Source organism: Magnetospirillum aberrantis SpK (genome assembly GCF_011022235.1).
In the GTDB taxonomy this organism is placed as follows: Bacteria; Pseudomonadota; Alphaproteobacteria; order Rhodospirillales; family Magnetospirillaceae; genus Magnetospirillum; species Magnetospirillum aberrantis.
This window is the reverse complement of the sequence record NZ_JAAIYP010000038.1, coordinates 219,791-232,169: the sequence shown is the minus strand read 5'-3', so window position 1 is coordinate 232,169 and position 12,379 is coordinate 219,791. Positions and strand designations below refer to the sequence as shown.

Annotated in this window: 12 protein-coding genes; 9 read left to right on the top strand and 3 right to left on the bottom strand. The window is 66.6% G+C overall.

Annotation, left to right across the window (positions count from 1 at the left end; all coding sequences use genetic code 11):
• Positions 1 to 39: 39 nt before the first annotated feature.
• The 9 genes from G4223_RS12210 (at position 40) to G4223_RS12170 (ending at position 9,179) form a co-directional block, all read left to right on the top strand.
• Positions 40 to 672 carry a TetR/AcrR family transcriptional regulator gene (locus G4223_RS12210; RefSeq protein ID WP_163679876.1) on the top strand — a complete coding sequence of 211 codons (633 nt, stop codon included), beginning with the start codon at positions 40 to 42 and terminating at the stop codon, positions 670 to 672.
• A gap of 83 nt (positions 673 to 755) precedes the next feature.
• Positions 756 to 2,834, top strand: coding sequence for a sensor histidine kinase (locus G4223_RS12205; RefSeq protein ID WP_163679872.1), 2,079 nt, complete (start codon positions 756 to 758; stop codon positions 2,832 to 2,834).
• Between the two features lie 57 nt (positions 2,835 to 2,891).
• Positions 2,892 to 4,400, top strand: coding sequence for an SEL1-like repeat protein (locus G4223_RS20445; protein WP_163679870.1), 1,509 nt, complete (start codon positions 2,892 to 2,894; stop codon positions 4,398 to 4,400).
• Positions 4,397 to 6,109 carry a hypothetical protein gene (locus tag G4223_RS12195; protein ID WP_163679868.1) on the top strand — a complete coding sequence of 571 codons (1,713 nt, stop codon included), beginning with the start codon at positions 4,397 to 4,399 and terminating at the stop codon, positions 6,107 to 6,109. The genes G4223_RS20445 and G4223_RS12195 overlap by 4 nt, the downstream gene beginning before the upstream one ends.
• 101 nt (positions 6,110 to 6,210) lie before the next feature.
• Positions 6,211 to 6,486, top strand: coding sequence for an HU family DNA-binding protein (locus tag G4223_RS12190; RefSeq protein ID WP_163679866.1), 276 nt, complete (start codon positions 6,211 to 6,213; stop codon positions 6,484 to 6,486).
• A 228-nt stretch (positions 6,487 to 6,714) separates the two neighbouring features.
• Entirely contained in the window at positions 6,715 to 7,029 is a 315-nt protein-coding gene (gene trxA / locus G4223_RS12185; RefSeq protein WP_163679864.1) for a thioredoxin TrxA, read from the top strand.
• A 97-nt stretch (positions 7,030 to 7,126) separates the two neighbouring features.
• Positions 7,127 to 7,555 carry an Rrf2 family transcriptional regulator gene (locus G4223_RS12180; protein WP_163679862.1) on the top strand — a complete coding sequence of 143 codons (429 nt, stop codon included), beginning with the start codon at positions 7,127 to 7,129 and terminating at the stop codon, positions 7,553 to 7,555.
• Between the two features lie 57 nt (positions 7,556 to 7,612).
• Positions 7,613 to 8,185, top strand: coding sequence for a flavodoxin family protein (locus tag G4223_RS12175; protein WP_163679860.1), 573 nt, complete (start codon positions 7,613 to 7,615; stop codon positions 8,183 to 8,185).
• Between the two features lie 109 nt (positions 8,186 to 8,294).
• Complete coding sequence (locus G4223_RS12170; protein WP_163679858.1) at positions 8,295 to 9,179, top strand: endonuclease/exonuclease/phosphatase family protein; 885 nt, start codon at positions 8,295 to 8,297, stop codon at positions 9,177 to 9,179.
• Here the strand turns inward: G4223_RS12170 and G4223_RS12165 are convergent.
• The 3 genes from G4223_RS12165 to trpA all read right to left on the bottom strand — a co-directional run bounded on the left by G4223_RS12165 (position 9,143) and on the right by trpA (position 12,377).
• Entirely contained in the window at positions 9,143 to 10,423 is a 1,281-nt protein-coding gene (locus tag G4223_RS12165) for a bifunctional folylpolyglutamate synthase/dihydrofolate synthase (protein WP_205762505.1), read from the bottom strand. The genes G4223_RS12170 and G4223_RS12165 overlap by 37 nt on opposite strands.
• An 82-nt stretch (positions 10,424 to 10,505) precedes the next feature.
• Positions 10,506 to 11,426, bottom strand: coding sequence for an acetyl-CoA carboxylase, carboxyltransferase subunit beta (accD, locus tag G4223_RS12160; protein WP_163679853.1), 921 nt, complete (start codon positions 11,424 to 11,426; stop codon positions 10,506 to 10,508).
• A 138-nt stretch (positions 11,427 to 11,564) separates the two neighbouring features.
• Positions 11,565 to 12,377, bottom strand: coding sequence for a tryptophan synthase subunit alpha (gene trpA, locus G4223_RS12155; protein WP_163679850.1), 813 nt, complete (start codon positions 12,375 to 12,377; stop codon positions 11,565 to 11,567).
• Positions 12,378 to 12,379: the final 2 nt, after the last annotated feature.

The following is a 12,379-nucleotide window of genomic DNA, read 5'->3' as shown; positions in this document are numbered from 1 at the left end:
GAAACTGTTTCAGACGGTAACAGCCAGCACGGAAGGAGCATGGGGCAGGTGTCAGCGGAAAAGACCCCCACACGGGGCGAGTTGCGCCGTCAGGCGATGCTGGACGCGGCATCGGAGCTGTTCTTGGAAAAGGGCTACGAACGGACCAGCCTGTCCGACATCGTGTGCCGGTCCAAGGGCTCGCGCTCGACCCTTTACGAGCAGTTCGGCGGCAAGGAAGGTCTGTTGCGGGCGATGATCGAACAGGCCACCGCCGTCACCTGGCAGGCGCTGAACAGCAACACCTTCGCCGACCTCGGCTCGGAGGAGGGATTGTGCGCCCTGGGGATTTGCTTCGTGCACGCGGCGCTGGCGCCGCAATCGGTGGCGGTGTTTCGTGTCCTGGCCGCCGAATCCGAACGGGTTCCCGAGGTGGCGCGCCTGTTCTTCGAACTGGGACCGCGCAGTTCGGAACGTATCTTGGCCGAACGTTTCGCCAATTCGGCTCTGGTGCGCGACGGCTTCGCCTCGCCCGAGCAATTGGCACGGGTCTTCCTCGGCAGCCTTTTGGGGGTGCTGCACGCCCGCCGGGTTCTGGGGCTGAGCGTCGTACTCGACGAGGCCGAGATGGAAAGCCACGTCCGCGTCGCGGTGCGCGTCTTCCTGGATGGTGTCGGGTGCTGCCGCGCTTGACAGCCCTTTTGGGGCATGGCCGAATTGACCGACGAAAAATTGCAGCCTGAAAGTGGCCGCGATGCTTTCGCTTGGGGGAGGGAATGGCGCAACGATCTGGAGCCTTTCGCCACCTGACGTTGCTGTGGGTGTTCATCCTCAGTTTCGACGTCTACGTGGGCGTCGGCTTGTGGCTGTCGTACCGTCAGGCGCAACAGCAGGCGCGGCAATCGGCGACGTCCTATGTCCGTTTGGTCGAGGAACAGGCGACCGCTTCGTTCGACCGTGCCAATCTGGTGTTGCGTCAGGTCGGGGCGTTGTTGAGCCGGGACGAACTGCGCGGTGGTCTGGCCCTGTCTCCGGCGCGTCGCGACGAGGTTCAGGCGGCCATGTCCGACATCCAGAAAGACGGCCACGGCATCGTTTCCATGACGGTGACCGACGGCAAGGGCCGGGTGGTGGCCAATTCGCTGGGTGCCGCGCCGGGCGGATCGCTGGGGGATCGCGACTATTTCCTGGCCTTGCGCGACGGTCCGACGGCGGGACCGGTGGTGTCGCGGCTGATCCGTGGCCGGGTGTCCAACAAATGGGGCATCCAGGTGGCCCGCGCGCTCAGGGTGGACGGACGTTTCGCCGGCATGGTGGTGGCCAATGTCGGCTTGATCGAATATCTCAGCCCGTTCTGGCAAAGCCTGTTGCTGCCGCCGTCCTCGGTGGTGTCGGTGCGCGATCTCGACCATCGTCTGATGGTGCGTTCGCCGCTGGTCGAGGAGATGATCAACGAGCCGGTGCCGTCGCCCGAGGTGGAGCATGCCTTCGCCGCCGGCCAGAACGAGGGCGACTACCAGCGCGAATCGCCGCTGGATGGGATCAGCCGCGTCACCGCCTTTCGCAAGCTTGAACGCTATCCGCTTTATGCCACCGTGGCGCTGGCCGACCGCGACACCATGGCGACCTGGCGGGGCAACGCCAACCGCAGTGTTTTCTTCCTGGTTCTGATCACGCTCGGCGGGGTGTTGTCCACGGTGACGTTGCGACGCAAGGGGCTGTTGGAGCGTCAGGCCCGCGAGAACGCCGACAAGCTGGCGGTGGCGTTGCGTGCCGCCCATGCCGTCACCTGGCATTGGGACGTGGCCAGCGACCGGCTGGACTGGACCGGCGACGTGGCCGCGCTTTACGGCGACGGCTTGCCGCCGGTCACGTTCAGCGACTGGCTGGAACTGTTGCCGGCCGAGGACCGCCGGGCGGTCGAGACCGAGATCGAGCGGGTCCGCACCACCCGCTCGCGCGAATACCGCATCGAATACCGCCTGACCGATTCCTCCGGGCGCCTGCGCTGGATGACCGGTATCGGCATGGTGGCCTTCGGGGCCGAGAACGCCATGCGCAGCGCCTTTGGCGTCAACATCGACATCACGGCGGTGAAGCTGGCCGAATCCGAGTTGAAGCTGGCCCGCGACGAGGCGTTGGACGCCAAGGCCGAGGCCGAGCGGGCCTCGTTGGCCCGTTCCAAGTTCCTGGCCGCCGCCAGCCATGATCTGCGCCAGCCGGTGCAATCGCTGCTGTTGCTGATCGAGGTGATGAAGATCCGCCTGTCCGGTTCGCCCATGGAACAGGTGACGGCGCAGATGGAACATGCCCTGGACGGTCTCAGGCTGCTGCTCAACAGCTTGCTCGACATGTCCAAGCTGGATGCCGGGGTGGTGGTTCCGACCATGGACAGGATCGACCTGGGCCACCTGCTCGGTCGGCTGGCCGAGGAATACAGCATTCGTGCCGCGGAAAAGGGGCTGGCGTTCCGTCTGGTGCCGACCAGTCGCACCCTGGTCAGCGATGCCGCCTTGCTGGAACGCCTGTTGCGCAACCTGATCGAGAACGCCATCCGCTACACGCCCTCGGGCCACATCGTCGTCGGCTGTCGCCGACTGGGAGACGAGTTGGGGGTGGTGGTCGCCGACACCGGTATCGGCATCGCCGGCGAACAGCAAGAGGCGGTGTTCGAGGAATTCCACCAGGTGGCCAATTCCGCCCGTGACCGCAGCCAGGGGCTGGGGCTGGGACTGGCCATCGTGCGACGCTTGGCCGGATTGCTGGGCGGGCGGGTCGAACTGGTGTCGGAACTGGGGCGGGGCTGTCGCTTTACCGTTCGTCTTCCCTTGCATCCGCCGCCGCAAGCGCCATGACGGCTTCGGCCGGCTGTGGCATGCTGGCGACGGGTTCGGTCAGGGACGGACAAGACGATGGCACGGGAACCGGAAGTGGTGGCGGCACACCGCCAGGCGGCGGAAGCCGGCGACGCCCAGGCCCAATTCAATCTTGGCGAATGCTACCGCCTGGGGGCCAAGGTGCCGCGCAACCTGGACGAGGCAGCCAAGTGGATGGCTCGTGCCGCCGCCCAAGGTCATTCACAGGCGCGGCGGGCGCTTGACCAATTGGTGGCGCAGGGGGTGGCGGCACCCCGCGTCGAAACCGCCCCGGCACCGCGTCAGCAAAGCCTTGAGGATCTGCTCGATACTCTCAAGCCCGCCGAGGGGACGGAAGGCGACGGCGGCGTCGATGCGCCGTTGACGGCCCCCGATCCCGATCCCGATCCGCTGTGCGAGTTCGAAACCGTCGTGGACGTGGTTTCGCTGCGGGCCGCCGCCGATGGCGGCGACACCGCCGCCCAGGTGGCGTTGGGCAACGCCTGCCGCATGGGAATGGGCGTGCCCGAGGACGCGGCCCAGGCGGCGCGCTGGTACGCCGCCGCCGCCAAGGCCGGCGACCCGGTGGGGCAATATTCCCTGGCGGTGCTGTACGATCTGGGCGTGGGGGTGCGGCAAAACGATGCCGAGGCGCTGCGCTGGTATCTTTCGGCGGCCCAGGCCGGCGACGCGGCGGCCCAGTTCAACCTGGGCAACATGATCCGCTCGGGGCGGGGCTGCGCCGCCGATCCGGGCGTGGCGGCGCAATGGTTTCGCAAGGCGGCGGCGGGCGGCGACGTCGATGCCCTGTTCACGCTGGGCGCGCTGCACGAGGCCGGCGAGGGCGTCCCCCAGGACGACGTGCGCGCCGCCGACTATTACCGTCAGGCGGCCGAGGCCGGCGACGCCCTGGCCCAGTTCAATCTGTCCAACATGCTGCGGGAAGGACGCGGCACCGAGGCCGACCCGGTCGAGGCCGCCCATTTCTGTCAGCGGGCCGCCGAACAGGGCTTGGCGGCGGCGCAATTCAATCTTGGCCTGATGTGCTGGGCCGGCATGGGGCTGGGCAAGGACGTCGCCGCCGCCGCCCATTGGTTTCGTGTCGCGGCCCAGGGCGGGCACGCGCGGGCACAACATTGGCTGTCGGTTCTGTACCGGCTGGGCGAAGGCGTGAAGCAGGACACGGCTTCCGCCGTGGATTGGTGCCGCAAGGCGGCGGCCGGCAATGTCGCCGACGCCCAATACGACCTGGGGCAACTGTACCTGGCCGGCGACGGCGTCGCCCGCGACGCGGCCGAGGCGGCGCGCCTGTTCCGCGCCGCCGCTCGTCAGGGTCATGCGCTGGCCGCCTACAATCTTGGCGTGATGTGCGCCACCGGTCAGGGCCTGGACCGGGACGAGGCCGAGGCCTATGTCTGGCTGACGTTGGCCGAGGCGTCCGGGCATGGCCGGATTGTCGAACCGGCGCGGCGCGGGCTGGCGCGGCTGGCGTCGCGGCTGGGCGCCGATGGCGTCGCCGCCGCCCTTCGCCGCCGGGCCGAACTGGCGCCGGAGGTTCCGGCATGAGCCCCCCTCCCAACGTCTCCTTCGAAATACAGGTGCTGACCGACAAGCATTGGGTTGTGGCGGATTTCGCCAACGACGAGGCCAAGGCCCGCGCTTTCGCCGACAACCTTTTGCAAAAGGGCAACCACGCGGCGGTGCGGGTGGTGCGCGACCGCCGTGGTCTCGACGGCCTGCACACGGAAACGGTGATCCAGGAAAAGACCGCCGCCCCTCGCACCGGTGGCCCCGACCTGTCGCTGGCGCCGGTCAAGGACGCGCCCTTGTGCCGCTCCCTGGGCGATTTCTATGGGATCGAGGCCCGGCTGACCCTGGGGCGGATGCTGCGCAAATATCTGGACGAGGTGGTGGTCAGTCCCAGCGAGCTGTTGCACAGTGCCGCCGAGATGAAGCGGTTCGGCGACCGTGGCACGCTGCTGTTCGCCGCCATCGACCGCATTTCCACCCTTCAGGCGGCGACGTCCGGCGAGGACGGCAAGACGCGGCGGGATTTCCTGTCGCGCATGTGGGACGAAGGACTGGCCCGTGCCCGCAAGGTCGCGGCCAGCAAGCCGAAGACCCCCAAGACCCTGGCCGAGGTGCTGAAGGGGGTGGAGAAGGGCGGCGACGAACATCCCTATCTGTGCCTGTCGCTGATGACCTTGCGCTTATTGGAAACGCGGTCGTGGATCGGCAAGCTCGATACCATTCTGGGCTGGGCGGCCGAGGCGACGGAAATGGGGCCGCAGGCGGGTTCCGCCCTGGCGCTGATGGACGGCATCGTCGCCGACATCCTCAATTCCGCGCAGTTGATCCAGGATCTCTTGGGGTATCAGGCCAATTTGGGGGCGGCCCTGTGTTCACTGTCCGATCTGGCCGAGGGAACGGGACAGGCGGCCAAGTTCGCTCCCGAGACGTTCAACGGCCTTAATGCCTTGTTCGCCACGGGCGTACTGGTCGAGGGGCGGCGGGTGCTGTTGGACCGCGTGGCGCGCGAACTGGGCGGCCAGAATCCGTTGTCGCGCAACGAACCGAAACAGGAAACCGAGGTCTGCCACAAGGTGATGCACCGTCTGGTCGGCCATCGCGGCGTGCTGGGCGAGGGCGCCTCGGCCGAGGCCATGGTGCACCGGATCGCCCACATCCACGCCCATCTTGGCACCCTGGGGACCGTCCAGGCGGTGGAACTGACCCTGTCGGCGCTGTCGGACGGGGTGCGGCGGGTGCAGTTCCTGCTGGCGCTGGCCAAGGCGCCGATGGGCCTGGCCATGGGGCGGGGGCTGGTCGATCTGCTGTCGGGCCGCGTGCTGGGGGCCAAGACCATGAACGAGTGGGTGCCGGCCCGCTTGGGGCCGCCCGAGCGCATGGCGGCCCTGGCGGCGGCCAACCGTTCCTTGCTGGCCTCGGCCGAGTTGGACGAGGACACACGCCGGCAACTGGCGTCGCATGTGGACGAGACGTTGGCCGCTTATCTGGTGGATGAAGGGGTCATCGAAAAGATCGACAAGCCCGACGACCCCTTGGCGCTGCGTGCCATCCGGCTGATCAAGTTCTGCGGTTCGGGGGTGCTGATCGAGGGTAAGTCGTTGAATTTGGCCCGTGCCCGTGTCATCGAGCATCTGCGCCAGCCCCAGTTCGAGGAAAAGTTCCTGGCCAGCGTGCCCAAGCCCAGCGAGGCCGAAAAACACCTGCGTGAATTCCACCGTCTGCTGGTGGAAACCGGTTTTCGCTGATATCCGTGCATTTCTGCCATTGACGGCCGCATGGGGCTCTGGCAATTGGGGAGGACGGATGGGTCCGAATGGATTTCACACTTTCAGGGGAATTTAGACCGATGAACAAGGCTGACCTGGTTTCGCGCGTTGCCGAGCTCTCCGGCCTGACCAAGGCCGACGCCGAAAAGGCCGTCGAGGGTGTGTTCGAGGCGATCACCGCCGCGCTGAAGGGTGGCGACGAGGTTCGCCTGGTCGGTTTCGGCTCTTTCTCGGTGGCCTCTCGTGCCGCCTCGGAAGGCCGCAACCCCCGCACCGGCGAAAAGATTCAGATTCCGGCCTCGAAGCAGCCGAAGTTCTCGGCTGGCAAGGGCCTCAAGGAAGCCGTCAACGGCTGATCTTGTATTTCGGAGTGCTGAGAAAACCCCCTGGGCTGTGCCTGGGGGGTTTTTCTTTGATCGGGGCGTCCCCATATGCGGGGCGCCCCATGCTGGCGTGGGGCACCCCTGCGGTGGCCCAGCTTGACGCCCCGGCCGGGCCTTTCTAGAGTGTTTTTCAATTCCGGGAGGTGGTGGCCGATGACGGGCCGTTTTCCTCCCATCGACCATGGAGCAAGGATACTGGCGATGAAGAATGTGACCGATGCGACGTTCGAAGCCGATGTGTTGAAGGCTTCCGGCCCGGTGCTGGTCGATTTCTGGGCCGAATGGTGCGGTCCGTGCCGCCAGATCGCGCCCGCTCTCGAGGATCTGTCCAAGGACCTTGAAGGCAAGGTGACCGTGGTCAAGATCAACATCGACGAAAACCCCGGCACGCCCGGCAAGTACGGCGTGCGCGGCATCCCCACCCTGATGGTGTTCAAGGGCGGCCAGGTGGCGGCGACCAAGATCGGTGCCCTGCCCAAGAGCAAGCTTTACGAATGGGTCGAAGCCAGCCTGTAAGCCGGGTTGTTTCGCGGGCCCCCGCCGGATGACGGCGGGGGCTTTTTCGTGCGCGAGAGGGCTTGTAAACTGTAACTGATGAGATTACGTTTCGCCCATGTCCAAGAACTGTCGTTTCGCCGTCGCCGTTCATATCGCCGCCGTCCTGGCTCTGTCCGGGGACGAACCGGCGACGTCGGAATGGATCGCCGGCAGCGTCAACACCAATCCGGTGGTCATCCGTCGGCTGCTGTCGGCTTTGTCCAAGGCCGGGTTGGTGCGCTCGCTGCGCGGCAGCGCCGGGGGATCGCTGTTGGCACGGCCGCCCGAGCGTATCACCCTGCTCGACATCGCCCGCGCGGTCGAGGAAGACGAAGGTCCGGCACTGCATCACCAGCCGCCCAACCCCGCCTGCCCGGTGGGACGCGGCATCCAACCGGTGCTGGTGCGGGTGATCGACCGGGCAGAGGCGGCGCGCGAGGCGGTTCTGGGAACCACCTTGCTGTCCGAGGTGGTGACGCAGATTCGCGCCGAGGCCATGGGCTGAACTGTTTTTTTGCCTTTTAATGTAACGGTAACACCTACGATTACACGAGGAGTTTTCATGTCTTCCATCGCCATCGTCTATCATTCCGGCTACGGCCACACCGCCGTTCTGGCGCAAAGCGTCGCCCTGGGCGCCGCCCGCGTCGCCGGGACCGAAGTGCATCTGGTACCGGTCGAGGAGGCCGAGGCCAAGGCCGCCATCCTGGACGGCGCCGACGCCATCGTCTTCGGGTCGCCCACCTACATGGGGTCGGCTTCGGCTCGCTTCCACGAATTCATGGAGGCGACCTCGAAGACCTGGTACGGCCGGGGGTGGAAGGACAAGCTGGCCGCCGGCTTCACCGTCTCGGCCAGTCAAAGCGGCGACAAGCTGAACACCCTGATCCAGTTGGCGGTGTTCGCCGCCCAGCACGGCATGGTGTGGGTGGGCAACGATCTGCTGCCGGGCAACAACAATTCCAAGGGCAGCGTCGAGGACCTCAACCGGTTGGGCAGCTTCCTTGGGGCCATGGCTCAAGCCAATGCCGACGAAGGTCCCGATGTGGCCCCGCCCCATTCCGATCGCAAGACCGCGGAACGTTTGGGCGAACGTGTCGCCGAAGCCACCGCCCGCTGGGTGCGGGGAAAATAAAACGTTCCTTTTGCGTTCTGGTGATGCGCAAGGGTGCTTGCGTGATGTATGGTGGTGTTGTTCCCGTGAACAACACCACCAGTACACGAATATGCGGCGCCATTCTTCCATGCTCATTTTGCTGTCGGCGATCGCGGCGGCGATGCCGGCGCGGGCCGATTTCTGTTTCCTGACCCAGAACGCCTTGCGGCTGGGGCAGGGGGCAGAGACTTACCGTGCGGGCAAGCGTGATGGTTTTCGCCGTGTCTTCGCGGCCTATGACGTGGTTGCCCTGCAAGAGGTGATGGACCCGGACGAACCGGGGCGACTGGCCCCCGAAGGCTTCTCGGTGGTGGTCAGCACCGCCAAGGGCGGGGGCGGATACCGCGAGCATTACGCCATGTTGATGCGTGGGGCGGCTGCGCGATTGCTGGATGTGGCCGAGTTCCCCGATGCCGGGGGCGCTTTCGTCCGTCCGCCCTTTGCCGTCGCTATCGAAGACAAGGACGGCGACCGTTTCTGGCTGGTGGGAATCCACGTGGTGTTCGGGCGGGGGGGATTGGAGCCACGGCGCCGCGAGGTTGCCGCCATGACCCGCGTCCTTGACTATTACGCGGCACGTCCTCTCCCCGATGGCAGCACCATCGGCCGGGTGGTGGTGGCTGGCGACTGGAATCTGGCGGCGGCCGATCCGGCCTTCGCGCAGGTTGCGGCGGGAGTGCCGGGATTGAGGGCGGCGCCCGACCTCAAGACCAGTCTCAATTCGACGGGCCGCTACGTCTCGGCCTACGATCATTTTTTGTGGAACGGGCGGAATCTGGCCGTGGATTTCGCCCCCGACCCGCGCGAGACCGGTGGATTGGACACGGCGGTTTGGCGGGCTGTCCTGTCCGACCACGTCGGTGTCGCCGGCTATGTCATGAACCAGCCGGGGGAACGCCGTTCGCCGGACGTGCGTTGTCCGCCCTTGCCCCGTGATCAGGAATTGTCGGCCAGCACCACGCCCGCCAGGTAAAGCGAGCCGCAGATCAGCACGCGGGCCGGGCCGGGATGGCCGGCCAGGGCGCGCAACGCCGCCTCGACCGAAGGTGCCGGCTGGGAATCCACGCAGCCATGGCGCCGCGCGCCTTCGGCGGCGTCCTCGGCCGACAGGGTGTTGATTTCGCCGGGAATGGCGACGGCGCGAAGGGCGGCGAAATGTTTGGCCAGCGGCGCGAAATAGCCGTCCACGTTCTTGTTGTTCAACATGCCGAATACCGCCAGAAGCGGCCGGTCGGTCCAGCCTGCGGCATGGGCGGCGATGGCGGCGGCGGCGTGTGGGTTGTGCCCGCCGTCCAGCCATAATTCCCAATCCTGGGGCAACATCTCCACCAGCGGTCCTTGGTTTAGGCGTTGCAGGCGGGCCGGCCATTGGATGGAACGCAGGCCACGGGCCAGGATGTCCGGTGTCAGCGGCGGCAGGACCCGTTCGGCGGCCAGCTTGTGGGCGGCGGCCAGGGCCAGTCCGGCGTTGCGATATTGGAATTCGCCGGCCAGGGCCGGCGGCGGCAGGCGCAGGGAGCCGTAAGACAGCGATCCGTCCGCGTTCTTGTGCCCCAGGAAATCCGGTCCCTCGCGCAGCAAGGCGGCGCCCAGTGCGGCGGCACGGGCGGTGATCGCCGCCTGGGCCTCGGGCGGTTGCGCCGCCAGCACGCACGGTACGCCGGGCTTGAGGATGCCGGCCTTTTCGGTGGCGATGGCGGTCAGCGTGTCGCCCAGGAAACTTTCGTGGTCCATGGCGACGGGGGTGATGACCGTCAACGCCGGCCGCGTCACCACGTTGCTGGCGTCCAGCCGCCCACCCAATCCGGTTTCCAGGATCACCAGATCGGCGGGGGTGCGGGCGAAGGCCAGGAAGGCGGCGGCGGTGGTCACCTCGAAAAAGGTGATGGGCAGGCCGTCGTTGACCTGTTCCACCTCTTGCAACAACGCTTCCAGCGCGTCGTCGGCGATGATTTCCCCGGCCACCCGGATGCGCTCGGCGAAGCGCACCAGATGTGGCGAGGTGTAGACGTGCACCCGCATCCCCGCCGCTTCGGCGATGGCGCGAAGGGTGGCGACGGTCGAGCCCTTGCCGTTGGTGCCGGCGACATGGACAACCGGGGGCAAATGGTCCTGTGGCCGCCCCAGCTTGTCCAGCAGCGCCAGAACGCGATCCAGCGACAGGTCGATGACCTTGGGGTGCAGGCGGGTCAGGCGGTCAAGGATGGCGTCGATCATGACCATAAGGGGCTTCCTGAACGCGCCATGCCCGGGGGACGCCCGGGCATGACGGCAAGACGGCGGGGGAAATGCCCCGAATTTACATGCGTGCGGCGCTTTCCGGGTCGAAATCCGGGGTTTCCACCGGCAACGCCACCAGATCGCCGGCCGGGGCCTTGTTGCGCAGCAAGGACAGCGTGCGGACCACGGTGGCGCGCAGATCCTTGCGCGGCACCACCATGTCGATCATGCCGTGGTCCAACAGGTATTCGGCCTTCTGGAAACCCTCGGGCAGCTTTTCGCGGATGGTGCTTTCGATGACGCGGGCACCGGCGAAACCGATGACGCAGCCCGGTTCGGCGATGGCGATGTCGCCCAGCATGGCGAAGCTGGCCGAGACGCCGCCGGTGGTGGGGTCGGTCAACAACACGACGTAAGGCAGACGCTTTTCCTTGACCTTGTCCACGGCGACGGTGGTTCGGGCCATCTGCATCAGCGACAGGATGCCTTCCTGCATGCGCGCACCGCCCGAAGCCGGGATGACGATCAGCGGTGCATCCTGAAGCACCGCCAGTTCGGCGGCGGCGACGATGCCTTCGCCCACGGCGACACCCATGGAACCGCCCTGGAAGTCGAAGTTGAAGGCGGCGATCACCACGGCCAGCCCGCCCATCTTGCCGTGCGCGACGACGATGGCGTCGGTCTCGCCGGTCTTGGCGCGGGTGTCCTTGAGACGGTCGGTGTAACGCTTCTGGTCCTTGAACTTCAGCGGGTCCTCGGCGGCCTTGGGCAGTTCGATGCGGGTGTACTTGCCGTCGTCGAACAACATCTCAAGGCGCTTTTTCACCGAAAGGCGCATGTGGTGGCCGCAATGCTGGCAGACGTTCAGGGCCTTTTCCAGGTCGCGGTGGAAGATCATGTGGCCGCAGGTCGGGCACTTTCGCCACAGATTGTCGGGCACGTCCTTGGGACGGACCAGGGCCTGGAGCTTGGGGCGGACGTAATTGGTCAGCCAGTTCATGGATCAACACCCTCTATAAATCGCCTGCCGCGTGGGGCGGCGGGCGAATATATGACACGGATGGACACGGATGAACACGGATGAACGCGAATAGGGGGTGCCCATCCGTGTTTATCCGTGTTCATCCGCGTCACTGAATTACTTACGCGCGCCGCGCACACCTTCGGCCAATTGGCCGACCAAGGCGTGGATGGCGGTCACCGGGTCGGCACCCTTGGCCCGCGCGTCCTCGCCGACGGTGACGATGGACGAACCGATCACCGCGCCGTCGGCGACGCGGGCGACCTCTGCCGCCTGTTCCGCGGTCTTGATGCCGAAGCCGACGCAAACCGGGACGTCGGTCAGGGCGCGGATGCGGGTCACCGCGTCGGCGATGGTGTCCGAACTGGCGCTGGCGGTGCCGGTGATGCCGGCGATTGAGACGTAGTAGACGAAGCCCGAGGCGCCGCCGACCACGCGCGGCAGGCGTGCCTCGTCGCTGGTCGGTGTGGCCAGGAAGATGAAGTCCACGCCCTGGGCGCGGCAGAACGGCACCAGTTCGTCCGCTTCCTCGGGCGGCAGGTCGACCAGGATCAACCCGTCGACCCCGGCCTTGGCCGCGTCGGCGGCGAACTTTTCCGGGCCCCAGGCATGGATCGGGTTGTAATACCCCATCAGCACCACCGGGGTTTCCGCGTCTATCTTGCGGAACTCGGCGATCATCTCGAGCGTGCCGCGCAACGATGCGCCGGCCGCCAACGCGCGTTGGGCGGCATATTGGATGGCCGGGCCGTCGGCCATGGGGTCGGTGAACGCCATGCCGAATTCGATGATGTCGGCACCCGCCGCCGGCAGGCCGTTCAACACCGCCTGGCTGGTGGCGCGGTCGGGGTCGAAGGACATGACATAGGTGACCAGGGCCGCGCGGTTCTCGGCGGCCAGTTTGGCGAAGCGGGCTTGCAGCCGGCTCATGA